The 24,118-nt window shown below is 62.6% G+C and carries 28 protein-coding genes and 1 tRNA gene; 8 read left to right on the top strand and 21 right to left on the bottom strand.

From position 1 onward, the window contains the following. Window positions 1-498: 498 nt before the first annotated feature. The 9 genes from RAC97_RS05600 to thrS form a co-directional block, all read right to left on the bottom strand. Window positions 499-575: transfer RNA gene (locus RAC97_RS05600), tRNA-Pro, on the bottom strand. A 100-nt stretch (window positions 576-675) separates the two neighbouring features. After that, window positions 676-1,032 carry a MerR family transcriptional regulator gene (locus RAC97_RS05595; RefSeq protein ID WP_043213594.1) on the bottom strand — a complete coding sequence of 119 codons (357 nt, stop codon included), beginning with the start codon at window positions 1,030-1,032 and terminating at the stop codon, window positions 676-678. Further along, window positions 1,013-1,315, bottom strand: a complete 303-nt coding sequence (gene ihfA, locus RAC97_RS05590) for an integration host factor subunit alpha (protein WP_009394049.1) — start codon at window positions 1,313-1,315, stop codon at window positions 1,013-1,015. Before ihfA ends, RAC97_RS05595 begins: the two co-directional genes overlap by 20 nt. Before the next feature lie 4 nt (window positions 1,316-1,319). After that, entirely contained in the window at window positions 1,320-3,701 is a 2,382-nt protein-coding gene (gene pheT / locus RAC97_RS05585) for a phenylalanine--tRNA ligase subunit beta (protein ID WP_375097790.1), read from the bottom strand. 32 nt (window positions 3,702-3,733) lie between these two features. Beyond that, window positions 3,734-4,750: a phenylalanine--tRNA ligase subunit alpha gene (gene pheS, locus RAC97_RS05580; protein WP_375097789.1), complete on the bottom strand. Its 1,017-nt coding sequence runs from the start codon at window positions 4,748-4,750 to the stop codon at window positions 3,734-3,736. Between the two features lie 109 nt (window positions 4,751-4,859). Then, window positions 4,860-5,216, bottom strand: a complete 357-nt coding sequence (gene rplT, locus RAC97_RS05575; RefSeq protein ID WP_003250671.1) for a 50S ribosomal protein L20 — start codon at window positions 5,214-5,216, stop codon at window positions 4,860-4,862. A 28-nt stretch (window positions 5,217-5,244) separates the two neighbouring features. Further along, entirely contained in the window at window positions 5,245-5,439 is a 195-nt protein-coding gene (gene rpmI, locus RAC97_RS05570) for a 50S ribosomal protein L35 (protein WP_009394045.1), read from the bottom strand. A 61-nt stretch (window positions 5,440-5,500) separates the two neighbouring features. Further along, window positions 5,501-6,052: a translation initiation factor IF-3 gene (gene infC / locus RAC97_RS05565; RefSeq protein WP_375097788.1), complete on the bottom strand. Its 552-nt coding sequence runs from the start codon at window positions 6,050-6,052 to the stop codon at window positions 5,501-5,503. After that, a complete protein-coding gene (gene thrS / locus RAC97_RS05560; RefSeq protein ID WP_375097787.1) occupies window positions 6,052-7,974 on the bottom strand; it encodes a threonine--tRNA ligase in 1,923 nt (640 codons plus the stop codon). The genes infC and thrS overlap by 1 nt, the downstream gene beginning before the upstream one ends. A 323-nt stretch (window positions 7,975-8,297) precedes the next feature. Between thrS and RAC97_RS05555 the strand changes: the two genes are divergently transcribed. Together RAC97_RS05555 and RAC97_RS05550 are read left to right on the top strand one after the other, a co-directional pair. Next, window positions 8,298-8,600, top strand: a complete 303-nt coding sequence (locus RAC97_RS05555) for a hypothetical protein (protein ID WP_375097786.1) — start codon at window positions 8,298-8,300, stop codon at window positions 8,598-8,600. Window positions 8,601-8,761: 161 nt separating this feature from the next. After that, window positions 8,762-8,974 (top strand): cold-shock protein, encoded by a 213-nt coding sequence (locus RAC97_RS05550; RefSeq protein WP_012313861.1) that lies wholly within the window; start codon window positions 8,762-8,764, stop codon window positions 8,972-8,974. Window positions 8,975-9,048: 74 nt separating this feature from the next. Here RAC97_RS05550 and RAC97_RS05545 read toward each other — a convergent pair whose 3' ends face one another. After that, entirely contained in the window at window positions 9,049-9,372 is a 324-nt protein-coding gene (locus tag RAC97_RS05545) for an I78 family peptidase inhibitor (protein WP_375097785.1), read from the bottom strand. A 287-nt stretch (window positions 9,373-9,659) separates the two neighbouring features. On the opposite strand from RAC97_RS05545, the gene RAC97_RS05540 reads away from it, so the two are divergent. Then, on the top strand, window positions 9,660-9,872 hold the full coding sequence (locus tag RAC97_RS05540) for a hypothetical protein (protein WP_375097784.1): 213 nt from the start codon (window positions 9,660-9,662) through the stop codon (window positions 9,870-9,872). Here RAC97_RS05540 and RAC97_RS05535 read toward each other — a convergent pair. The 8 genes from RAC97_RS05535 to RAC97_RS05500 form a co-directional block, all read right to left on the bottom strand. Continuing rightward, on the bottom strand, window positions 9,844-10,863 hold the full coding sequence (locus tag RAC97_RS05535; RefSeq protein ID WP_375097783.1) for a nucleoside hydrolase: 1,020 nt from the start codon (window positions 10,861-10,863) through the stop codon (window positions 9,844-9,846). The two genes, RAC97_RS05540 and RAC97_RS05535, sit on opposite strands and share 29 nt — an antisense overlap. A 61-nt stretch (window positions 10,864-10,924) precedes the next feature. Further along, window positions 10,925-11,329, bottom strand: a complete 405-nt coding sequence (gene rbsD / locus RAC97_RS05530) for a D-ribose pyranase (protein WP_375097782.1) — start codon at window positions 11,327-11,329, stop codon at window positions 10,925-10,927. Then, a complete protein-coding gene (gene rbsK / locus RAC97_RS05525; protein WP_375097781.1) occupies window positions 11,326-12,234 on the bottom strand; it encodes a ribokinase in 909 nt (302 codons plus the stop codon). Before rbsK ends, rbsD begins: the two co-directional genes overlap by 4 nt. Window positions 12,235-12,243: 9 nt before the next feature. Further along, window positions 12,244-13,266, bottom strand: coding sequence for a LacI family DNA-binding transcriptional regulator (locus tag RAC97_RS05520; protein WP_375097780.1), 1,023 nt, complete (start codon window positions 13,264-13,266; stop codon window positions 12,244-12,246). 4 nt (window positions 13,267-13,270) lie between these two features. Continuing rightward, complete coding sequence (locus RAC97_RS05515; protein WP_375097779.1) at window positions 13,271-14,266, bottom strand: ABC transporter permease; 996 nt, start codon at window positions 14,264-14,266, stop codon at window positions 13,271-13,273. Beyond that, on the bottom strand, window positions 14,263-15,816 hold the full coding sequence (locus tag RAC97_RS05510) for a sugar ABC transporter ATP-binding protein (protein ID WP_375097778.1): 1,554 nt from the start codon (window positions 15,814-15,816) through the stop codon (window positions 14,263-14,265). The genes RAC97_RS05515 and RAC97_RS05510 overlap by 4 nt, the downstream gene beginning before the upstream one ends. A 27-nt stretch (window positions 15,817-15,843) precedes the next feature. Then, a complete protein-coding gene (locus tag RAC97_RS05505) occupies window positions 15,844-16,800 on the bottom strand; it encodes a sugar ABC transporter substrate-binding protein (RefSeq protein WP_375097777.1) in 957 nt (318 codons plus the stop codon). 192 nt (window positions 16,801-16,992) lie between these two features. Further along, window positions 16,993-17,841: a LysR family transcriptional regulator gene (locus RAC97_RS05500; RefSeq protein WP_375097776.1), complete on the bottom strand. Its 849-nt coding sequence runs from the start codon at window positions 17,839-17,841 to the stop codon at window positions 16,993-16,995. Between the two features lie 128 nt (window positions 17,842-17,969). On the opposite strand from RAC97_RS05500, the gene RAC97_RS05495 reads away from it, so the two are divergent. The 4 genes from RAC97_RS05495 (at window position 17,970) to RAC97_RS05480 (ending at window position 21,385) form a co-directional block, all read left to right on the top strand. Further along, complete coding sequence (locus RAC97_RS05495; protein ID WP_375097775.1) at window positions 17,970-18,443, top strand: nuclear transport factor 2 family protein; 474 nt, start codon at window positions 17,970-17,972, stop codon at window positions 18,441-18,443. Window positions 18,444-18,550: 107 nt separating this feature from the next. Continuing rightward, window positions 18,551-20,014 (top strand): MFS transporter, encoded by a 1,464-nt coding sequence (locus RAC97_RS05490; protein WP_375097774.1) that lies wholly within the window; start codon window positions 18,551-18,553, stop codon window positions 20,012-20,014. 109 nt (window positions 20,015-20,123) lie between these two features. Then, a complete protein-coding gene (locus RAC97_RS05485) occupies window positions 20,124-20,369 on the top strand; it encodes a DUF1654 domain-containing protein (RefSeq protein ID WP_375097773.1) in 246 nt (81 codons plus the stop codon). A 44-nt stretch (window positions 20,370-20,413) separates the two neighbouring features. Further along, window positions 20,414-21,385: an endonuclease gene (locus RAC97_RS05480; protein ID WP_375097772.1), complete on the top strand. Its 972-nt coding sequence runs from the start codon at window positions 20,414-20,416 to the stop codon at window positions 21,383-21,385. 27 nt (window positions 21,386-21,412) lie between these two features. Here RAC97_RS05480 and RAC97_RS05475 read toward each other — a convergent pair whose 3' ends face one another. Then, window positions 21,413-22,375 (bottom strand): aldo/keto reductase, encoded by a 963-nt coding sequence (locus tag RAC97_RS05475; protein WP_375097771.1) that lies wholly within the window; start codon window positions 22,373-22,375, stop codon window positions 21,413-21,415. 108 nt (window positions 22,376-22,483) lie between these two features. On the opposite strand from RAC97_RS05475, the gene RAC97_RS05470 reads away from it, so the two are divergent. Next, on the top strand, window positions 22,484-22,930 hold the full coding sequence (locus RAC97_RS05470; RefSeq protein WP_375097770.1) for a MarR family winged helix-turn-helix transcriptional regulator: 447 nt from the start codon (window positions 22,484-22,486) through the stop codon (window positions 22,928-22,930). A 12-nt stretch (window positions 22,931-22,942) separates the two neighbouring features. On the opposite strand, the gene RAC97_RS05465 is transcribed toward RAC97_RS05470, so the two are convergent. Together RAC97_RS05465 and RAC97_RS05460 are read right to left on the bottom strand one after the other, a co-directional pair. Continuing rightward, entirely contained in the window at window positions 22,943-23,368 is a 426-nt protein-coding gene (locus RAC97_RS05465; protein ID WP_375097769.1) for a GTP pyrophosphokinase, read from the bottom strand. 92 nt (window positions 23,369-23,460) lie between these two features. Further along, window positions 23,461-24,030, bottom strand: coding sequence for an SPOR domain-containing protein (locus RAC97_RS05460; protein WP_375097768.1), 570 nt, complete (start codon window positions 24,028-24,030; stop codon window positions 23,461-23,463). Between the last annotated feature and the right edge of the window lie 88 nt (window positions 24,031-24,118).

The following is a 24,118-nucleotide window of genomic DNA, read 5'->3' as shown; positions in this document are numbered from 1 at the left end:
CAGTTGCCCTGCGTAGCGGCTGAAGGGTGCGGTGCTGTTGGGCTGGCACCGCTTGTGAAACGTTGTGAAAGCGTGCCTGGAGGCAATAAAGGCTCAAAAAAGCGCGACCTCTAGCGCGCGCCCCCTCTTAAGTCAGCCAAGCCAAATCGGGCCGAACACTTCTCCGCTGGTTTCAAGAGCGGTGGAATGCGCGCGAAAAGCTAGCAGCCCCATCAAGCCGGTCGTGTATCAAAAGTACTGGCAATAACCACAACCCCGTTCAATTGAGCTCGGCGCTGTTCGGGGAGCTGCATCAGGAGGTCTTCGAGGATGTGGAGGGAGCTTGAGGAAGACGGGCATGCCCAAAAACGTGCAAGAGAGAGGGTACCGCGTGGGATCGCAGGATGCGGAACAATGCGATGCAGAACGAGCGATGCAAGGCAGGGAGGATTTTCCCAGAGCCGTACAGGCATAAAAAAATCCAGTCACCGCTAAGTGACTGGATTTCTTGGAGTATTTTGGTCGGGACGGAGTGATTCGAACACTCGACCCCTTGCACCCCATGCAAGTGCGCTACCGGGCTGCGCTACGCCCCGACATCATTCTCGTTACCGCTGAGAACGGTGAAGAATCTACCCTAACCTTTTGAATAATGAAAGCTTTTTTTCAAAAAAATCCATTGTCCGCAGGCTCAGGTCACTTCTTCAACACCACCAACACATCCTCCAACTCCGCAATCATCTGCCGAATCAGCTGCTTGTATTGGGTGGTGTCATCCTTGGCCTCATCACTGGAGAGCCGCAACCGTGCCCCGCCGATGGTGAAGCCTTGGTCGTACAACAATGCGCGGATCTGGCGGATCATCAGCACGTCTTGGCGCTGGTAATACCGCCGGTTCCCACGTCGCTTGACGGGGTTGAGCTGCGGGAACTCCTGCTCCCAGTACCGCAACACGTGCGGCTTCACCGCGCAGAGCTCGCTCACTTCGCCAATGGTGAAGTAGCGTTTGCCCGGAATGGGGGGCAGCTCATCGTTATGGCTTGGTTCCAGCATAGGCCTCAACCCGGGCTTTCAGTTTCTGCCCTGGACGAAAGGTGACGACGCGGCGCGCGGTGATCGGGATCTCTTCCCCTGTCTTGGGGTTGCGGCCCGGCCGCTGGCGTTTGTCGCGAAGGTCGAAGTTGCCGAAACCGGACAACTTGACCTGCTCGTTATCTTCAAGCGCGTGTCGAATTTCTTCGAAAAACAACTCGACCAGCTCCTTGGCCTCGCGCTTGTTGAGCCCCAGCTCCTCGTACAGCCTTTCGGCCATCTCAGCTTTCGTCAGAGCACCCATACCGTTATTTCCTTAACGTGGTGTTCAACCTTTGTTCAAGCGAGGTGAGGATATTTTGCAGGGTAGTGTTCACCTCATCGTCGTTAAGAGTGCGCGATGGATGCTGCCAGGTCAAGCCGACGGCCAGGCTTTTTCTATCAGGATCAATGCCTTTACCCTGGTAGACGTCAAACAGCCTGAGGTCTGTGAGCCATTCGCCTGCATTGTCACGAATTACTTCAAGCACCGAGCTAGAAGCTACATCACGACCTGCGATCAACGCCAAGTCACGCCTGGTTTCCGGGAACTTGGACAGTTCGCTGAATTTCGGCAGGCGGCCTTGTACCACTTCACCCAATACCAGCTCGAAGACGTATACCGGGCGCTCCAGGCCCAGGGCCTTGGCCAGCTCCGGGTGCAGGGCGCCGAGGTAACCGACTTCCTGGCCGTCGCGCTCGATACGGGCGGTCTGGCCGGGGTGCAGGGCGGGGTGTTGGCCTGCGGTGAAGGTGAACTCGGCCAGGGCGCCGGAGTAGCCCAGCAGGGCTTCCACGTCGGCCTTCACGTCGAAGAAATCGACGGCGTCGCGGCCGTTGGCCCAGGCTTCAGGCAGGCGGCTGCCGGTGACCACGCCGGCGATCATCGGCTGCTGCTTGAGGTCGCCCAGTTGACCAACGAAGCGCAGGCCGCTTTCGAACAGGCGCACGCGGTCTTGCTGGCGGTTGAGGTTGTGTTGCAACGCCTTGACCAGGCCCGGCCACAGGGACACGCGCATGGCGGCCATGTCGCTGGAGATCGGGTTGGCCAGCAGCAGCGGCTGTACGCCGGGGCTGAACAGCTCGAACAGTTTCGGGTCGATGAAGCTGTAGGTGATGGCTTCCTGGTAGCCACGGGCAACCAGCAGGCGACGCAGGGTCGGCAGCTCGCCGCGGGCTTCCGGGCGGGCCTTCGGCGCCAGGCGCGCTTGCGGGTAGCGCACCGGCAGGCGGTTATAACCGTACAGGCGGGCCAGTTCTTCGATCAGGTCGACTTCCAGACTGATGTCGAAGCGATGGCTTGGCACCTCTACGGTCCACTGCCCTGCCCCGTTGGCCGTGGTGTTCAGGTCGAGGGCGTTCAGCAGCTGCTCGACCTGAGCGGCGTCCATCTCCATGCCGAGCATCTGGGTGATGCGTTCGGCGCGCAGGGTCACCGGGGCGATCTTGGGCAGATGCGCTTCGCTCACGGCTTCGATGACCGGGCCGGCTTCGCCGCCGACGATCTCCAGCACCAGGGCGGTGGCGCGCTCCATGGCTTCACGGGCCAGTTGCGAATCCACACCGCGCTCGTAGCGGTGCGAGGCATCGGTGTGCAGGCCGTAGGAACGGGCTTTACCCGCAACGGAAACGGGCTCGAAGAAGGCGCTTTCCAGGAACAGGTCGCGGGTTTTCTCGGTGTTCACGCCGCTATGCTCGCCACCCATCACGCCAGCGATGGCCAGGGCTCGGGTGTGGTCGGCGATCACCAGGGTATCGCTGCGCAAGGCCACTTCCTGGCCGTCCAGCAGGACGAGCTTCTCGCCCTCCTCGGCCATGCGTACGCGGATGCCGCCGTTGATTTCGGCAAGGTCGAAGGCATGCATCGGCTGGCCGAGCTCGAGCATCACGTAGTTGGTGATGTCGACGGCGGCGTCGATGCTGCGCACGTCGCTGCGGCGCAGGCGCTCGACCATCCACAGCGGGGTCGGCTTGCTCAGGTCGACGTTGCGGATCACCCGGCCCAGGTAACGCGGGCAGGCGGCCGAGGCCGAGACTTCGACCGGGCGCACTTCGTCGTGGGCGGCGGGCACGGCAGATACGACCGGGCGGGTGACGGGGGCGTCGTACAGGGCGCCGACGTCACGGGCCAGGCCGGCGATGGACAGGCAGTCGCCGCGGTTCGGGGTCAGGCCGATCTCGATGCTGGCGTCGTCGAGGTTCAGGTACTGGCGAATGTCTTCACCCACCGGGGCGTCGGTCGCCAGTTCCAGCAGGCCGTCGTTCTCTTCGCTGATCTGCAGCTCGGCAGCCGAGCACAGCATGCCGAAGGACTCGACGCCGCGCAGCTTGGCCTTCTTGATCTTGAAGTCGCCTGGCAGCTCGGCGCCGATCATGGCGAACGGGATTTTGATCCCCGGGCGGGCATTCGGCGCGCCGCAGACCACCTGGAAGGTTTCCTGGCCATTGCTGACCTGGCAGACGCGCAGTTTGTCGGCGTCCGGGTGTTGCTCGGTGGCGAGGATCTCGCCCACCACGATGCCGCTGAACTGGCCGGCAGCAGGGGTAACGCTGTCGACTTCCAGGCCGGCCATGGACAGGCGGGCGACCAGGTCGTCACGGGAGACTTGCGGGTTTACCCAACCGCGCAGCCACTGTTCACTGAATTTCATGCTGTTCTCCTAGAAAGTGCGTCGATCGTGGCCTAGCGGAATTGCGCGAGGAACCGCAGGTCGTTGTCGAAGAACAGACGCAAATCATTCACGCCATAGCGCAGCATGGCCAGGCGCTCGACGCCCATGCCGAAGGCGAAGCCCTGGAACTCTTCCGGGTCGATGCCAGACATGCGCAGCACGTTCGGGTGCACCATGCCGCAGCCCATCACTTCCAGCCAGCCAGTCTGCTTGCACACGCGGCAGCCTTTGCCGGAGCACATCACGCACTCCATGTCGACTTCCGCCGAGGGCTCGGTGAAGGGGAAGAACGAGGGACGGAAACGCACCGCCAGTTCTTTCTCGAAGAACACCCGCAGGAACTCCTCGATGGTGCCCTTGAGGTCGGCGAAGTTGATGTCGCGATCGACCAGCAGGCCTTCGATCTGGTGGAACATCGGCGAGTGGGTGATATCCGAGTCGCAGCGGTAGACGCGGCCCGGGCAGACAATGCGAATCGGCGGCTGGCTGGACTCCATGGTCCGCACCTGCACCGGCGAGGTGTGGGTGCGCAGCAGCATGTTGGCATTGAAGTAGAAGGTGTCGTGCATCGCCCGGGCCGGGTGGTGGCCGGGGATGTTGAGCGCTTCGAAGTTGTGGTAGTCGTCTTCCACCTCAGGGCCTTCGGCGATGCCGTAGCCGATGTGGGTGAAGAACTGCTCGATGCGCTCGAGGGTACGGGTGATCGGGTGCAGGCCACCGGTGGCCTGGCCGCGACCGGGCAGGGTCACGTCGATACATTCGGCGGCCAGGCGAGCGTTCAGCTCGGCCTCTTCAAAGGCCGCCTTGCGTGCGTTGAGCACGTCGGTGACGCGTTCCTTGGCGTCGTTGATCAGCGCACCGACCTTGGGGCGCTCGTCGGCTGGCAGGTTGCCCAGGGTCTTCATCACCTGGGTCAGCTCGCCTTTCTTGCCGAGGAATTGGACCCGGATCTGTTCCAGGGTAGTGATGTCTTCAGCGCGTTCCACCGCCTCGAGGGCTTGGGAGACCAGCGCGTCCAGGTTTTCCATGTACAGACTCCAGATACGAAATAGGGGAAGAGCTTTGAAGGCTCTTCCCCTATCGATGACGTTTTACACCCAACGGCGCAGAGCGCCGCCGGATGATTGTCGCGGGTACTTAAGCCAGGACGGCTTTAGCTTTCTCGACAATCGCAGCAAACGCCGCTTTTTCGTTCACTGCCAGGTCGGCCAGAACCTTGCGGTCGATTTCGATCGACGCCTTTTTCAGGCCAGCAATCAGACGGCTGTACGACAGACCGTTGGTGCGGGCACCGGCGTTGATACGAGCGATCCACAGAGCGCGGAACTGACGCTTCTTCTGGCGACGGTCGCGGTAGGCGTATTGGCCTGCCTTGATGACCGCTTGCTTGGCAACGCGGAATACGCGCGAGCGCGCACCGTAGTAGCCTTTAGCCAGTTTCAGAATTTTCTTGTGACGCTTACGAGCGATGACGCCACGCTTTACACGAGCCATGAGTAACTTCCTCTATCTTTGACCAGAATTAACGTACGCGCAGCATGCGCTCGACTTTTGCAACGTCAGACGGGTGCAGCAGGCTGCTACCACGCAGTTGACGCTTACGCTTGGTCGACATTTTGGTCAGGATGTGGCTCTTGAAAGCGTGCTTGTGCTTGAAGCCGGAAGCTGTTTTCAGGAAACGCTTCGCAGCACCGCTCTTGGTTTTCATTTTTGGCATGTTGGAACTCCGCATTCGATAAAATTACACAATAATCATCAGGCCTGCCGTGCCCGGGAGATTACTTCTTCTTTTTGGGAGCGATGACCATCATAAGCTGGCGTCCTTCCATCTTAGGATGCTGTTCGACGGTGCCGTATTCGGCGAGGTCGGTTTCGACCCGCTTCAACAACTCCATCCCCAGCTCCTGGTGGGCCATCTCGCGACCGCGGAATCTCAGAGAGATCTTGGCCTTGTCCCCATCGCTAAGGAAACGTACCAGGTTGCGTAGTTTTACCTGGTAATCCCCTTCTTCCGTCCCTGGACGAAACTTGATTTCTTTGATCTGGATCTGTTTCTGGTTTTTCTTCGCTTCGTTGGCCTGCTTCTTCTTCTCGAAGAGGTGCTTGCCGTAGTCCATCACCTTGCAGACAGGTGGGACAGCGTCAGCGGAGATTTCCACCAGGTCGAGCTTCGCTTCATCAGCGATTCGCAGCGCTTCATCAATCGAGACGATGCCAACCTGCTCGCCATCGGCGCCAATTAAACGAACCTCGCGTGCCGAGATATTCTCGTTGATCGGGGCCTTCGGGGCAGTTCGTTTATCGTTTCTCATTTCACGCTTAATAGTCATTACTCCGATTCTTGGCGACCACGCCGGGAAACCGCTTGTGACAGGAGCTCAGCGAATTGCGCGACGGGCATCGAGCCCAGGTCTGCGCCTTCGCGAGTGCGCACAGCGACGGTCTGCGTTTCGACTTCGCGGTCCCCTATAACCAAAAGGTACGGGACCCTCAGCAAAGTATGCTCGCGGATTTTAAAGCCGATCTTCTCATTTCTCAAGTCGGACTTGGCACGGAAACCGCTACCGTTCAGGGATTTTTCCACTTCGAGGGCGAAATCGGCCTGTTTGTCGGTGATGTTCATGATCACCGCCTGGGTCGGCGCGAGCCAAGCCGGGAAAACGCCGGCGTAATGCTCGATGAGCATGCCGATGAAGCGCTCGAACGAACCGAGGATGGCGCGGTGCAGCATCACCGGGCGTTTACGGTTGTTATCTTCGGCGATATAGCTGGCATCGAGCCGCTCTGGCAGGTTCGGGTCGTACTGCAGGGTACCGCACTGCCAGTTACGGCCGAGGCAGTCGCGCAGGGTGAACTCGATCTTCGGACCGTAGAACGCGCCCTCGCCCGGCTGGTATTCCCACTCCAGGCCCGACTCGTTCAGGGCGTCGGCCAGGGCGCCTTCGGCGCGATCCCACAGCTCTTCGGAACCGACGCGCTTGGCCGGACGGGTGGACAGTTTCATGGCAACGTCGGTGAAGCCGAAGTCACGGTAAACGTCCAGGGTCAGCTTGATGAAGTCGGCGGCCTCTTTCTTCACCTGCTCTTCGGTGCAGAAGATGTGCGCATCGTCCTGCACGAAGCCACGTACGCGCATGATGCCGTGCAGCGCGCCGGAGGGCTCGTTGCGGTGGCAGGCACCGAACTCGGCCAGGCGCAGCGGCAGGTCGCGGTAGGACTTCAGGCCTTGGTTGAACACCTGCACGTGGCATGGGCAGTTCATCGGCTTCACTGCGAAGTCGCGGCTTTCCGACGAGGTGGTGAACATGTTCTCGGCGTAGTTCGACCAGTGGCCGGAGCGCTCCCAGAGGATGCGGTCGACGACCTGCGGGGTCTTGATCTCGAGGTAGCCGTTTTCGCGCTGGACCTTGCGCATGTACTGCTCGAGCACCTGATAGATGGTCCAGCCGTTGGCGTGCCAGAACACCATGCCCGGGGCTTCTTCCTGGAGGTGGAAGAGGTCGAGCTGCTTGCCGATCTTGCGGTGGTCGCGCTTCTCGGCTTCTTCGATGCGCTGGATGTAGGCCGCCAGCTGTTTCTTGTCGGCCCAGGCGGTGCCATACACGCGCTGCAGCTGCTCGTTCTTGGCATCGCCGCGCCAGTAGGCGCCGGACAGCTTGGTCAGCTTGAATGCCTTGAGGAAACGAGTGTTCGGCACGTGCGGGCCGCGGCACATGTCGACGTATTCTTCGTGATAGTACAGGCCCATGGCCTGCTCGTTCGGCATGTCCTCCACCAGGCGCAGCTTGTAGTCTTCGCCACGGGAAGTGAACACGTCGATGACCTCGGCGCGCGGGGTCATTTTCTTGATGACGTCGTAGTCCTTCTCGATCAGCTGTTGCATGCGCTGCTCGATGGCGGTGAGGTCATCCGGGGTGAAGGGACGTTCGTAGGCGATGTCGTAATAGAAGCCTTCGTCGATCACCGGGCCGATCACCATCTTGGCGGTCGGGTACAGCTGCTTCACGGCGTGGCCGATCAGGTGGGCGCACGAGTGACGGATGATCTCCAGTCCCTCTTCATCTTTAGGGGTGATGATCTGCAGGGTGGCGTCGTGGTCGATCTTGTCGCAGGCATCGACGAGCTTGCCGTCGACCTTGCCGGCCAGGGTGGCCTTGGCGAGGCCCGCGCCGATAGAGGCGGCGACTTCGGCTACGGATACCGGCTGGTCGAACGTACGTTGACTGCCATCGGGAAGAGTAATAACGGGCATGGCGCCTCCTCTCCTAGTGGTGACCCCTACCAAAGGTCACGTGGGTTGGGATGAGCCAGTACAAGATCCGACCTGCCTTTCGCGGAGGAAAGCCTGCCTCACAGTGGCAGAAGCCTTTCGGCCATGCAGGGACGAACCAGAGTGACTGGGAAGATGCGGCAGCAAGGGTGAGCCGCAAGCCGAGCATGCTAGCACGCGGGTTGTGCAGCAGGCAGAAATATTTGGAAATTATGCCGTTGCGGTGAACTTGTACGAGAAAATTCCTATCAGACCTCCTGAAGCATCCTACTCTTGATGAGACCTAACCCAAGGAGTGTCTGGTTATGCGACTTCAGTCTCTTCTGCCCCTGGCAGCTGCTGGGGCCCTGCTGCTGCCGCTGGCTGCGAACGCGGGCAACTTCCCCCCAGGGAAGGAAGCCGCCTATATGAACCAATGCACGCAGGTAGCCAGCGGCCAGGGTGTGGACGCTGCGACCGCGAAGAAGCACTGCGATTGCGGCGCGCAAGCCATCAAAAAGAATTTTACCGATAAGGAGATCCTCGATCTGGACAGCAGGGATGGCGTCGACGCCAAGCTGATGCAGCGTGCGCAAGCCGCTGTGCAGGCCGCTTGCAAGCCAAAATAATGACCTTTTGAGCCTAACCGCCGGCGCCTCCTTTGCCCTGGATCAGTATCTGGCTAAGGTAAACAGCGCTACATACGCAGAATTAGACTATGATGTCGCCGGTGCACGAAGCTTCGGCGACATCGCACTTCGAATAAATAACGTTTCTGGAGAGTCACCCCATGTCCAATCGCCAACAAGGCACCGTCAAATGGTTCAATGATGAAAAAGGCTACGGCTTCATCACCCCAGCAGGCGGCGGCGACGACCTGTTCGTACACTTCAAGGCCATCGAATCCGACGGCTTCAAGAGCCTGAAAGAAGGCCAGACTGTTTCCTTCGTAGCCGAAAAAGGCCAGAAGGGCATGCAGGCTGCACAGGTTCGTCCGGAGTAATTCGGATAAAGCTGTAAAAAAAACCCGCCTCACCGGCGGGTTTTTTTATGGACGCTCGACGCTGGCAGCCAGGCTCAACCGCAGTTGACGCGACTTACCTTGCCCTGCTCGTCGACGTTCAGGTTCAAACGCTCGGAGCGGTACTCCAGGGTCACGACATCATGCGGATGGAGGATACGCGCCATTTGCGCACCCGTGGCCTTGCGCGCCTGCTCCAGCAGTTCCGGGGTGCCCGGCTTGCCGATGGCGAAATCGGCGCCGCTGGCATTGCAGCGGCCATCATTGGCGACCGGGGCTTGCGGGGCGGTTTCATCGCCGCCTGAAGAGCCGCCAGTGCTGCAACCAGCCAGGACAGCAGCCACCAGCAGGGTCGCCAGGGAAGCGCGGGTACGGAACATGAATCCTCCTAATCGATTTCGGGAACTGTCGTATCCGACCTTTCCACCAACAGTTTGTTGCAAAACCGCTCAAGTCTGCCTGATCCGGCAAGCCGAGGCCAAAAGCAATCGTGTCGGAATTTTGCACCGCACTGATGGTTAGGCCACCGACGCTGCTTATTCTTAAGTCGCAGGGCAACCGACGCAAAGGCATGATTTACTTCGAAGAAGTGGAGTGCGCCTCGCCTCCCCTGCGAACGCCAGGAGCGGTGTTCGACCGACAGCCGGCCCCGCAGCGAGTACCCTCCATGAGCAACCACAGCATCGACGCCGACATCAAGGTCAAGTGGGCGGAAGGCCAGAGCGCCTACAGCCCTGGCACCCCTGAAGAGTTGCTACTGATCGCCATCGACCTTTTGGTACGCGACCGCGGCAGCGAGGCGGCGCGCAGCTTCATCGACCAGGTGTTCGAGCGCTACGCGTCGCACGAAGCTACTTCAATCGAGCCAGGCGCGTACTGAGCAGGTCGAAGAAGCCCTGGGCATCGCCGTTTTCAATCCACATCACATTGGCCGGCTGCTTGAGCACGCCGTACCAGTCGGCCACGGTCTGGGCGAAAGTCGGGCCTTCGCGGCTGTCGACAGTCATATGGATCTGCTTGCCGCTGAACAGCTCGGGCTTGAGCAGGTAGGCGATGACGGTGGCGTCGTGCACCGGACCGCCGGGCATGCCGTACTTGTCCATGTCGTACTTGATGTAGGCGTTGAGGATGTCCACCACCTTCTGGCTCGCACCATTGCCAACAGCGGCCAACTGCTTCAGGCGCGCGTCGCTGGTGATGACCTTGTGGGTCACGTCCAGCGGCAGGTAGGTGAGCTTGACGCCGCTGCCCAGCACCACCTCGGCGGCGTGCGGGTCGGCATACAGGTTGAACTCGGCGACCGGGGTGATATTGCCGCCGTTGAAGTGGGCGCCGCCCATGATCACAACTTCCTTGATGCCTTTGACGATGTCCGGCTGCTGGATCAGCGCCAAGGCCAGGTTGGTCTGCGGGCCGAGCATGGCAATGGTGATGCTGTGGGGTTCGGCGTTGGCGAGGGTGTCCACCAGGTATTGCACGGCGTTGCCCTTTGCCAAGCCTTGCTTGGGCTCGTGTACCGGCACGCCGGTCAAGCCCTCTTCGCCGTGTACGTCGGCCGCATAGATGGGCGTGCGCACCAGCGGGCGGCCCGCACCGGCGTACACCGGAATATCCTCGCGACCCGCCCATTCCCGCGCCAGGCGGGCGTTGCGCGAGGTCTTGTCGAGACGCACGTTGCCGGCCACGGTAGTGATGGCGCGGATTTTCAGCTCTTCGGGGGACGCCATGGCCAGGAACAGCGCGACCACATCGTCGGCACCAGGGTCGGTATCGATGATAAGGTCGCGGGGCGCAGCGTAGAGGGCGGTGGCTGCGAGGGTGGACATAAGGACGACTCCTTGCAGCAAGCGTTTGACGGTCTGGATAAGCATTCAACACTCCTTGTTGCCTTGTGATTGGGATTGCGGTGAATCAGAGGCCAGCAGCAGCCCCCTAGAAAGTTACGCCCGCCACCAACGCAATGTTGCTATACGGCTGGCATTCCCCCGTGCGCACCACTGCCTTGGCCCTTTGGCTCAGTACCTTGAACTCGGTATGGCGCAAACGCTGGCGCTGGCCCAGCAGGCCCTGGCCATGCAAGGCCTCGACCGCGGCAAGCCCAGGCGGCTCGGCCTGGAATATTTCCTCGGCCAGCACATGCCGCTCCACCTGCATCTCGGTCAGTACCACACGCAACACATTGGCGAAGTCGGGAATACCCGGCGTCACGGCCAGGTCGATCAATTCGACGCCCGGCGGCACCGGCAGCCCGGCATCGCCGATCACCAGGATGTCGCCATGGCCAAGCCCGGCAATGGTGCGCGACAGGGCGATATTGAGCAGTGCGGTCTTCTTCATTCGGCCAACTCCGCCAGGTAGGGAATCGAGGGCTGGGCGCCAGCCCGGGTAACGGAAATGGCAGCGGCGCGCTGCCCGCAGATGATCGCCTCGCCCTCCTCCAGCCCGCGCGCCAGGCTGGCGGCAAAGCCACCGACGAAGGTGTCGCCGGCAGCAGTGGTGTCCAGCGGCTTCACGGGCGTGGCCGGAAAATGCCGGCTGCCGCTCGCGTCGACGAACAGCGCGCCTTGCGCACCCAAGGTCACGATGACCTTGCTGGCACCCAGCTGGCGCAGTTGCTCAGCTGCCTTGCGGGCGCTCTCGAGGTCGCTCACCGGCAGCCCGGTAAGCGCCTCGGCCTCGCTTTCGTTGGGGATCAGGTAGTCGATATTGGCGAACCAGTCTTCAGGAAGCGGGCCACTGGCCGGCGCCGGGTTGAGGATGACCGTCTTGCCCAGCTCGCGCCCTCGGGCCAGCACCCAGGCCACGGTGGCGGGCGGTACTTCAAGTTGGCAGATGACCACCTCGGCGTTCTGCAACAAGGCATCGAAACGCTGCACGCTGTCAGGGGCAAGCAGGCCATTGCCCCCTGGAATGATGACGATGGAATTCTGGCTGGCGGCATCCACCACGATCAGCGCCACACCGCTGGACACCCCCTGGCAGGCCGTTACCGCCTGGCAATCGATGCCTTCCACTTCCAGTGCGCGACGCAACTGCAGGCCATAGGCATCGTCGCCGACGTTGCCGACCATCGCCACGCTGGCGCCCAGGCGCGCGGCGGCCACAGCCTGGTTGGCACCCTTGCCGCCGGGCACGGTGAAGAAACTGTCGCCGGCAAGCGTCTCGCCGCCTCGCGGCAAGCGCTCGGCACGGGCCACCAGGTCCATGTTGAGGCTACCGACCACTACGACCTTGGCATGCATGGGTATTCCTTAGCGGTAATCAGTGAACAGGCCCGGGCACGGCCCGGTGGATTCGCGCAACACGATGCGTGGCGCGACGACGCGTTGCTCGGTACTGCCCAGGGGGGCGGCGATGCGCGACAGCAGCAATTGCGCGGCGCTCTCGCCCAGCTCGCGAATGGACTGCCCGACCGTGGTCAGCGGCGGGTAGATGTAGCGACTGAGCTCGATGTCGTCGAAGCCGATCACCGACAATTGTCCAGGCACCTCGATGTTGCGCTCCGCGGCGGCGCGCAACACACCAAAACCGATCATGTCGTTGCCCGCGAAAATCGCCGTAGGCCGCCGCTCGCCTTCGAGCAGACGCGCCGCAGCAGCATGACCGCCGGGGCTGGTGAAGTCGCTGTGCAGCACGCGATCCTTAGCCACCGTCAGGCCGGCTTCTGCCATGGCGCGGCGGAAACCGGCCACACGCAACTGGCTGACGCCGGTGTCGATCGGCCCGCCGATGCAAGCGATATCGCGGTGCCCCAGCTCGAGCAGGTGGTGGGTGGCCAGATAGGCGCCCTGTTGGTGGTCGATGCGCACCAGGTCCGCGTCCACGCCGTCCAGGGCGCGGTCGACGATGACCATGGGAGTGCGCACGTTGCTCAGGCTTTCGAGCAGGTCGCGGTCTTCGCCCACCGAAGCGACGATCAGCCCGTCGACCCGTTTTTCCAGCAGCACGCGCAGGTAGCTGCGCTGCTTCTTCGGGTCGTCGTCGGAGTTGCACAGGATCACGCAATAGCCATTGCGCTCGCAGCCATCCTCGATACCCCGCGCCAGCTCGGCGAAGTACGGGTTGACGCTGTTGGGCACCAACAGACCGATGGTTGCGGTGCTGCGCGCCTTGAGCGAACGGGCCACGGCGCTGGGCACGTAGTCCAGTTCGGCGATGGCTGCCTCCACTTTCTGACGCACCCGCTCGCTGACCGGCCGGGTCTTGTTCAGCACGTGGGAAACAGTGGTGTAGGAAATGCCTGCGAGTGCCGCGACGTCTTTGATGGTAGCCATGATGTCAGGTCCGCCGGCTCGCGCGCCGGCTACGGTAGGTGTCGAGCACCACGGCGATGACGATGACCGCCCCGGTGATGATGCGCTTGGTCGGCTCGGAGGCGCCGATCTGCGCCAGGCCTGCGGCCAGCACGGAAATGATCAGCACGCCGAAGAAGGTGCTGATGATCGAGCCCCGTCCACCCATCAGGCTGGTGCCGCCGATCACCACCGCGGCGATCACTTGCAGCTCCATGCCGGCGCCCGCGTTGGGGTCGGCCGCTTCCAGGCGCGAAATCTGGAACAGTGCGGCCAGGCCGGCGAGCAGGCCCATCAAGGCGAACACACCTATCTTGTAGGGGCGCGGGTCGATGCCGGCCAGGCGCACGGCCTCTTCGTTGGTGCCGATGCCGATCAGGTAGCGACCGAACACGGTCCGCGTCAGCACCAGCTGGGCGAGGACGATCACCAGCAAGGCAATGATGAACGCAGGCGAGATGCCAAAGGCGATGGGATTGGAGAACCAGGCGAAGGCATCGCCGATGTAGGCGGTGCGTGAGTCGGTGAACTGGTAGGCCAGCCCCCGGGCCATTTCCAGCACCCCCAGCGAGACGATGAACGACGGGATTCGCCAGGCCACGGTGACGCTGCCGGTGATGCTGCCGGCCAACGCAGCGATGGCCATGCCCAGCAGCGCCGCGGGTAGCACGCTCCAGCCCCAGCCGAGAATCGCGACGCTGACGGTGGACGCCGCCAGGGCCAGCACCGAGCCGACCGACAGGTCAATGCCGCCGATGATCAGCACAAAGGTCATGCCCACTGCCAGCACCATCAGGTCGGGGATCTGGTTGGCCAGGGTGCTGAACGTGTTGTAGGACCAGAAGTGGCTGCTCAGGAACGAGAACAGCACGATCATCGCCAGCAGCGCCCCCGCCAGGCCAAGGTAGGTGCCCAAGCCGTAGTAGGTGCCGCTGCGGCGTGCCGGGCGGCTGCCGGCGGTGTCGAGGGAAGGGGTTTTCATACGTCCATCCTGGGAGCTGCTTCGTGCAGCAGTGCGTCACGTTTCTGGTAACCGGCGAAGGCGGCGGCGAGGATCTGGTCCTGGCTCCAGGCGTCGCGGTCGAAGGTGTCGATCAGCCGGCCTGCAGACAGCACCGCGATGCGGTCGCAGATCAGCATCAGTTCGCGCAGGTCGCTGGAGACCACCAGCAAGGCCTTGCCCTGGCGGGCCAGCTCGGCCAGCAAGCCATAGATATCGAACTTGGCGCCCACGTCGATGCCACGGGTGGGCTCGTCGAACATCAGCACCTGGCAGTTGCGTTCCAGCCAGCGGCCAATCACCACCTTTTGCTGGTTGCCGCCCGATAGCTCGCCCACCGCCTGGCTGGCGCCAGCACTGCGAATGCGCATGGCGTTGATCTGCCGCTCGGCCATGGCCTGCTCGGCATCGGCATCGAGCACCCCGGCGCGGGACACGGCGCCAAGGTTGCCGAGCACGATGTTGGCGCTGATCGAGTGCGGCAGCAGCAGGCCTTCGCCCTTGCGGTCCTCGGTGATCAGCGCAATGCCTGCGCGCACGGCGGCCTTGGGCGAGTCGATGGTCACCGGCTTGAGCGGCCGACCCAATTCGATACCGCCGCTGTCGGCGCGGTCGGCACCGTAGATCAGGCGCAGCAGCTCGGTACGGCCGGCGCCAATCAGGCCGGAGATACCAAAGATCTCCCCTGCCCTGACCTCGAACGACACATCACGCACCTTGTCGCCGCGGCTGAGCTGGTTGACCTTGAGCAACGGTGCGCCGATTTCCCGGCGCCCCAGGTCGATATGCTCGCCCACCTCGCGGCCCACCATCAGGCTGACCAACTGGTTATTGTCGTAGCGCGCAATGGGCTCGACGCACACCAGCTTGCCGTCGCGCAGCACGGCGATGCGCTGCGACACTCGCTGCAACTCTTCCAGGCGGTGGGAGATGTAGACGATCGCCACGCCACGCTGGCGCAGGCGCTCGATCTGAGTGAACAGCAGCTCCACCTCGCGGGCGGTGAGCATGGCGGTGGGTTCATCGAAGATCAGCACATGGCAATCGCCGATCAGGTTGCGGGCGATTTCCACCATCTGCTGATGGCCGATGCCCAGCTCGCCCACCGGGGTGTCCGGGTCGATGGCGTCCAGGCCAACCTGCGCCATCGCCGCCGTGGCCAGCTGGCGCAGACGCTTCTGGCTTATCCAGCCGGCTCGGCTGGGCAGGTTGTCGAGGAACAGGTTCTCGGCCACGGTCAGGGTCGGCAGCAGGTTCAGCTCCTGCATCACCATGCGCACGCCCAGGCGTTCGGCCTCGCTGCGGCTGCCGGGGGCGTAGGCCTGGCCGCGGTAGCTCATCTGCCCGGTGGTGGGCACCTCCAGGCCACTGATGAGCTTGGACAAGGTGCTCTTGCCCGCGCCATTCTCGCCGGTCAGGGCCAGCACCTCGCCGCCACGCAGGCTCAGTGTGACATCGCCAAGCACCGGCTGGGCGTAGGTCTTGCCCAGCCCGCTGACCGCGAGCACGATTTCATTGGCCGTCGCTGACATGGCCGTCACTCCTGCTGCTGTTGCGGATCAAGGCTTGGTGATGAGTTCGACCGGCGTCTGGATGACGTTGTCGGCGTCGACATCAGGCTTTTCGCCCTTGACCATCTTCAGTGCCGCCTGGATGCCATACACCGCCTGCTGGCTGGCGGCCTGATCGAGGGTGGCAAGCACGCGGCCATCCTTGAGCATCGGCTTGATGGCATTGATGTTGTCGTAGCCCACCACTTGCACTTGGCCGGTCTTGCCAGCGGCGCGCACCGCCGACACCGCGCCCAGCGCCATGCTGTCGTTGCCGGCCAGCAGCGCCTTGAGGTCGGGGTATTCGTTGAGCATCGAGGCGGCAACCGCGTTGCCCTTGTCGATTTCCCAGTTGCCCGATTGCACCGAGACGATCTTCATCTGCGCCGCTTCCATTGCATCCTTGAAGCCGGCGGTACGCTGCTGGGCGTTGGTGGTGGTCGGCACGCCTTCGATGATGCCGACCTGGTCGCCGGCCTTGAGCTTCTGCTGGGCCAGATAGTCACCGACCATGCGTGCACCCTTGCGGTTGTCGGGGCCTACGAAGGGCACGCTGATGCCCTTGCTCTTGAGCACGTCCGGGTCGAGGCGGTTGTCGATGTTGACCACGGTGACGCCTGCGTCCATGGCCTTCTTGATCACCGGCACCAACGCCTTGGAGTCGGCCGGGGCGATGACAAGGGCCTTGGCGCCGGTGGCGATCATCTGCTCGACGATGCGGATCTGGTTGCTGGTGTCGGTTTCGTCCTTGATGCCGTTGGCGACCAGTTCGAAATCGTCGGGGTGCTCTTTCTGATAGGCCTTGGCGCCATCTTCCATGGTGCGGAAGAACTCGTTGGCCAGGGATTTCATGACCAGCGCGACCTTGGGTTTGTCCTCGGCATGGGCCTGGGACAGTGGCAGGGCGAAGGAAAGCGTGGAGAGAACGGCAACAGCCAGGAGACGACCGGGGAACGGTACTTTCATGAAATTAACTCCGAATCTTGTGGTTTTTATCGGATCGCAAACGTTTGCGGTAAGTCACTATGGGAACAGGATCGGTGTTTGTCAAATCCGACCCGTGGCGCTTGCCCGGTCGAGCGCACGAGGATTATGCCGATAATCATCCGGAAAACCGAACAAACTTTGTAAGAATTGTTCGGGATTCCGAATGACCGATCAGTCGATCATTTCTGCAACCAGGTCGGCCAGGGCGCGCAGGCGGTCCATGTGCCGCATGTCCTGGTGGTAGCCCATCCAGATATCGCGGCCTGGCGGCGCCTGCTCCAGCTCCACCCGCCTGAGCTCCGGCAGCTGGTCACCCAGGGCACATGGCAACACGGCGACACCCAACCCGAGCGCACACATGCGCGCCTGCACCGTGCGACTGCTACTGGTGAATACCGTCCTGGCCGCTGGGTAGCGCTCCTGCAACCAGATCACATCGGGGTAATGTGCCTGCGCGGTGTTCATCAGGATCAGTCCGACACCCTCGCCGCCCGCGCTCGGGTCGACGCGGGTCCCCGCTGCGACGTACAGCCAGTAAGGCAGGGTGCAGAGGCGTTTCTGCACGATGTCCGGCTCGGTGAACGGGATGATCCGGAAGGCGATATCCGCCTCTCGACGCGTCAGGTCGAACAGACGATGCCCGGCGATGATCTCGGGCACGATCAGCGGGTGGCGGCGTACCAGCTCGGCCAGCACGGGGCCGAGCACATAGCTGGCGAACCAGTCGGCCGAGGCAATGCGCAGCTGGCCTTCAACCTGGCCATCATCACCGGCCAGGCGCCGCTCGATAGTCAACGCATTGCGCTCCATGGCTTCGGCCAGCTCGAAGATTCGCTCGCCGCTGGCGGTCAGTACCAGGCCGGAGGCGGTCCGGCGGAAAAATACCTGCCCGCTCGCCTGTTCAAGCACATGCAAGCGCCGCCCCACGGTCGGGTGACTGACGCCCAACAGCTTGGCCGCCGAGCCCAGCGAACCGGCACGCGCGATCGCCAGGAATACCCGCAAGTCATTCCACTCCATGGCGCACCTCGTACAAAAATGAACGGCGAAGATGCAGCAATGGCAGTCCCGCCGCAAGCACGAGGCTCGCAGAATGGCCCCCGCAAGCAACACCCCCATACCTGCGAACCCTGCCGAAGGACATTGCCATGAACATCGAAAACCTGAGCGCACGCCTGCATGCCCTGGAAAGCCGGATGGCGATCGAAACACTGATTTCCAGCTATGCCAACGCCTACGACCTGATGGACAGCGACCTGCTGCAAACCCTCTGGCATGAAGACGCGATCCTGGACCTCCCCGACTTCGGTGTCGGCACCCACCTTGGCGAAATACTGGCGATGGCTCAGAGGAGCTGGGAAAAGTTGCCGCACATGCATCACTGGATGGCCAATCCTCTGCTGCACATCGACGGCGACATCGCCACCGGCACCGTCGCGGCAGACTGCCTGTTCCATGACATCGAAAAAGGCCCAGTGCAGGTCAGCGGCCTGTATCACGACCGCTTCGAATGCCGCGACGGGCAATGGCGATTCACCTCGCGCCGCTTCGAGCTGCACTTCCTGACGCCCTTGGCTAACTGGAAGCCCACCGCTGGCCCGGAGAAATTCGAACGCAACTGAGCCCGCCGACACGCCTGGCGCATCGCACGCTATCCGCGCGCGATGCGCACCTTGATCGATACCCCCACGTTCTTCACGACGCCCCTTGTCGCCTATGGAGGCCCTCCATGTCCCAGGAAGCCGTTTCCCCACCCAACCTTCGCCGCTGGGCAATGTTCGCGGTCCTGTTGGTCGGCGCATTCCTGCCGCCGCTGGACTTCTTCATCATCAACGTCGCGCTGCCCTCCATCAGGGATGACCTGGCCGCAACCGCCGCCACCGAACAGCTGGTCATCTCCATCTATGCGGGGCTCTATGCCGTGACCTTGATTACCGGTGGCCGCCTGGGCGACCTCTATGGCCGCGGGCGCATGTTCTTCCTGGGCCTGATCGGCTTCGCAGCGGCCTCGGTGCTCTGCGGCCTGGCCTTGTCATCCTGGGCACTGATTGCCGGGCGCGCCTTGCAAGGCGTGACGGCAGCGATCATGGCGCCACAGGCACTGGCTTCAGTGCAGGCGATCTTCCCCGACACGGAGAAACCTCTGGCACTCAGCCTGTATGGTGCCGTGTTCGGGCTGGCTTCTGTGGTCGGCCAGGCATTGGGCGGCACACTGATCTCATTGGACCTGCTGGGGCTGGGCTGGCGCAGCATCTTTCTGGTGAACCTGCCGATCGCCGCGCTGGTGCTGTTGTTCGGCATCCCGCTGCTCAAGGAAACCCGCGCACGCCATGCCAACACACTCGACCTGCGAGGCATGGCACTGTCGATATTGACCCTGGGCGCACTGATCGTCCCTCTTATCGAGGGCCGGGAAGCGGGCTGGCCACTCTGGGCCTGGGCGTCCCTGGCCGCAATAGCGCCGCTGGCGGTGATGTTCTGGCGTTACGAAAGCCGCCTGGGCCGCAGGGGCGGCGCTCCCCTGCTGGACCCACGGGCACTCAACGCACCCGGGCTCGTCCGTGCCTTGGTGATTGCACTGTTGTTCTACGCGATCGCGCCGTTCTTTCTGCTTTTTTCGATCTACCTGCAGAACGCCCTGCACGTCGATGCGCTGGGCGCCGGCCTGGTGTTCCTGCCTTTCGGCGTAGGGTTTTTGCTTGGGCCGTTGTCGACGCCATTGTTCAGGCGCGCATTCGGGGCCTATGTCAATCCGCTCGGGATGGGGCTGGAGGCCTTGGGTCTGCTAGGCATGCTGGGCCTGATCATGACCACCGCGCAGGGTGCCTATCCGAACCCTGTGGCGTTGGCCATGCTGCTGTTCAGCATTGGCTTCGGCCAAGGGCTCGGGCTGCCGACCCTGATGCGGATAATTACCGGGCGGGTGGCCCCCGCCTACTCAGGCATGATCGCCGGCATCGCCAGCTCGGCATTGCAGGTGGGTACCGCGGTGAGCGTTGCGGTGATTGGCGGAGTGTTTTACAGCGCCCTTGGAATGCGCAGCGACAGCGGCGCGATCACCTTCGCATTCATGGTCGCCCTTGCTTGCATCGCCTTGTGCATCATTGCGGGCATGCTGCTGAGCCTGACACTGGTACGCCAACCCTTGGCACCGAAAGCCCGGCCAGGCATCAAGGTTTCGGCTCGTTCCTAGCGAACAAATCCGACAAACACGGTCATATGCACTTTCCGACTTACCCGCTGTTGCGAAATAACCTACGGTGAAATACTGTATGCGCATACAGCAAAAAAGGAAAAGCCTTATGGCCAACACTTCCGCCACCAGCGCGCCCAGCAACTACGAACAACTGGGCGTGCGCATCCAGAAAATCATCAACAGCCCTACCGCACAGCGCAGCCGCGCCGCACTGATCTTCCGCCTTGAGCACGAGTCCCCCTCTGACTGGGAAACCCTGCTCGAAGAGATCGCCGAGAACGACAACGTGACCCTCGCCTATCGCGACGACGGCGGCGTGCAGATTTTCTGGACCGTGCCCAAGGAAGACTGAGCACCTCCCCCACCCTTCACCTTTCGAATGACTTGTGCTTGCCCATGAAAAGACTGTTGTATGCCATTGCCCTGGCATTTGCCTTTGCTCCCCCTGCATTCTCGACACCCCCCGCCACCTTTTCCGAAGCCAAGGTCGTGGCCAAGCAGAAGGTCTACCTCGACCAGGCCAACAGCGCCCTGGGCGACCTGTATTGCGGCTGCAAATGGACCTGGGTAGGCAAGTCGGGCGGGCGTATCGACCCTGCCTCCTGCGGCTATGAAACCCGCAAGCAGCAAAGCCGCGCCGAGCGTACCGAGTGGGAACATATCGTGCCGGCCTGGACACTCGGCCACCAGCGCCAATGCTGGAAGCACGGCGGCCGGGAAAATTGCGTCGACGACGACCCGGTATTCCGCGCCATGGAAGCCAACCTGTTCAACCTCTACCCCGCCGTCGGCGAGGTGAATGGCGACCGCAGCAACTTCAACTTCGGCATGGTCGGCAACGTCGGCCCGCAGTACGGCCAGTGCAAGACCCGGGTCGACTTCAACCAGAAAGCCGCCGAGCCGCGCGATGAAGTCAAGGGACTGGTGGCGCGCACCAGCTTCTACATGTTCGATCGTTACAACCTGAGCATGTCGCGCCAGCAGCAACAGCTGTTGATGGCCTGGGACAAGCAGTACCCGGTGACGCCCTGGGAGCGCGAGCGCGACCGGCGCATCGCCGCCATCATGGGCCACTCCAACCCGTTCGTCACAGGCGAGCGGCGCTGGACACCCGGCTACAAGCCGGTGGCCGATGGTGTGCTGAGCCCCATCGCCAAACCCACGCCGCGCCCGACACCGCAAGCGACACTGGCCAAGGCCGGCAATGCTGCGGGCGGCAGCATCATCGGCAACCAGAACAGCCGCGTATATCACCTGTCAGAGGGTTGCCCGGGCTATTCGCAGGTTTCGGCCAAGAACCAGGTGACGTTCGAGTCCGAAGCCGAGGCCCAGGCAGCCGGGTATCGCAAGGCGGGCAACTGCCGGTAGCTCGAAACGCTGCCGGTGCTCGCCTGCTCAGCGGGCGACCGGCAGCGACACCACCTGGCTCACCTCATCCAGGCGCTTGACCTGGTCACCCGACAACTGCAACTGCAGCGCCGCCAGGTTCGACTGCAACTGCGCCAGCGAACGCGGGCCGATCAAGGGCGTGGATGGGTGCGTGGCAGCCCAGGCGATCGCCACCTGGTCGGCAGGCGCCGCCAGTTCCTCGGCTACCTCAAGCAGCGTGTCGAGGATGGCACTGCGCTGCGCGGAATCCTCTGCCTGGAACACCTTGCCACCCAGCCCCTGGGCCCGCCCGGCCTCACCCTTGCGGTACTTGCCGGTGAGCATGCCGCCACCCAGTGGCGAGTAGGTCATCATGCCGATACCCAGGGACTGGCAGGCCGGGAACAGGTCCAGCTCGGCCTCGCGGCGCACCAGGCTGTGCTCGAACTGCGCAGCAGCAATGGGCACGGCACGGGTCAATTCGGCGTAGGTGGCGGCATGGGCGATGCGCCAGGCCGGGAAGTTGGACAGGCCGACATACAGCACCTTGCCCGAGCGCGACAGGTCTTCCAGGCCACGCACCAGCTCTTCGGTGGGGGTGACGTCATCCGGGAAATGCACCCAGTACAGGTCGATGCGGTCGGTATCCAGGCGCTTGAGGCTGCCTTCCAGCGAAGCCACCATTGCCTTGCGACTGTTGCCGGTGCCTAGCACTCCCGGCGCAGGTGACGCACCCTTGGCGAACTTGCTGGCCAGGAAAACTTCGTCACGACGCCCGGCCAGCAGCTTGCCGAGGATCGTTTCGGACTCGCCGAACTGGTACATATCGGCGGTATCGACGATATTGCCACCTGCCTCAAGGTACGCCTCGAGCATGGCCTGGCTGACATCGGCTTCAGCGCCGTGGCCCCAACCGGTGCCGAAGTTGCCGGTACCCAGGGCCAGTTGCGAAAGTTGGACGCCGGTCTTGCCGAAAGGTGCGTAATGCATAGTTGCTCCTGAATAAGGGAAGCCAATTTTCACGGGTGGTCACGCTCACGATTCGACTGTGCCGCCCACATAGTTGCATATACAACTGTTGTAGGTACAATAATCCACATGAACACACCCATCAAGCCACTGGGCTGCACTAACCTGAAATTGCGTCAATTGACGCGCACTATCACTCGCCACTACGACCAGCAGTTGGCGTCGATCGGCCTGAAGAATACCCAGTACGCCCTGTTGTCCCATGTGCTTCGCCTCGGCCCGCTGCGCCCGAGCGAGCTGGCCAAGGCCATGCAGATGGAGCCCTCGACCTTGACACGCAACATGCAGCCGCTGGTGGCACACGGCTGGCTAAGCATCGGCGCGGGTGGCGATGCACGCAGCCGCGCCGTTGCAATTACCGAGGAAGGTCGTTTGAAACAGCAGGAAGGGCGGGAGGCCTGGCAGGCAGCGCAGCAAGCCCTTCACGCCGAGCTGGGGCAAGAGCGCACGCTGGCCCTGCATGCCTTGATGGATGACTGCATGCAGGCACTGAACGCCGACCAGGACCTGGAGTGAGCCGCAAATGAATCAGGCCAGTGCCTGGAGGTAGGCGCTGGCCTGGTGGTAGCGATTGAGCCGGGCGAGGTCGGCAGGGCCCGGGCAGGGAATGCGCGAAAGGTCGCTGTTGTCGGCAAGATCTGCCAGCTTGACCTTGCGCGCCAGCGGGTCGCTGCCCAGGCGCACTACGAAGTCCTCGTAGCGCTCGCCTTCGCGGCGGCTCAGCGCCAGCAGCGCGGCAAGGATCTTCAAGGGGAAGCCGGCACGAGCCAGGTCCGACAGGGTTACCGGGGTATCCTCGAGCACATCGTGCAGCACCGCGACGATACGCTGCTCAGGCGTCCATACGCGCCCCATTACCCGAAGCGGGTGCAGGATGTAATCCGCCCCGCCCTTGTCGATTTGCCCTGCATGGGCCTTGGTTGCCAAAGCGATTGCCCGCTCCAGAGTTGCCATGACGCCCCCTTCGCCCATCGTCCACAGTTCAAGCATAGCTGCTTACACCAGTAGGACAGGTGTCGCGAGGCGTCTGTTCCCGAACTCGCAGGTCAGCGCGGGACGCCGTGCTGTATGACGATCGAGTCGGTTCCCTGGCGCGCCATGACATCGGCCCGGCGCGCTTCAGCCTCGGCCCTGGTGGCGAACGGCCCCATCAGCACCACCGGCTTGCCATCACGATGCTCGACGAAGGAGGGAATGCCCTTTTCGATCAGGCGTGCGGTCATGTCGCTGAGTGCACCCATGTTGGCACCTTGGATCACCTCCACGTCCCAGCCTTGCGGCGCGGGCTGGTCGGCCAGGGCTTCGGCGCGGCGCTGCAGATCGGCACCGCCGCACATTTCGCGAATGCGCAGGTTGTTGCCGGTTTCGTCGACCAGGATCTCGTACTGGCCGTCGCGCTTGATGGCGACGTAGCTGCGATAAGGGGTGTACTTGCCGGCCTCGTCCTTGTCACGAACCTGCCCGCAGATGGTGCCCTGGGTGTCTATCCGCACGTTGGCGAACTTGGCTGTCTTGGAGTTATCCAGGTGCTCGGCCACCTGCTTGTGCACGCCCTCGACTTCGTTCTCACAGCCAGCCAGGGCCAGCACCGCCATTACCACCGCCAGTTTGCGCACGCGTCCATCTCCTGTTTCGAAGGGGCCGAATTCTAACATGGCGACCCAACGCCGCCGATGGCCAGGCTGTCGCAGGCTGTTACAGAAT

The organism is Pseudomonas sp. LS_2, assembly GCF_042709235.1.
Classification (GTDB): Bacteria; Pseudomonadota; Gammaproteobacteria; order Pseudomonadales; family Pseudomonadaceae; genus Aquipseudomonas.
Note: the sequence above shows the minus strand (reverse complement) of the source record. Positions and strands in the feature narration are given on the sequence as shown.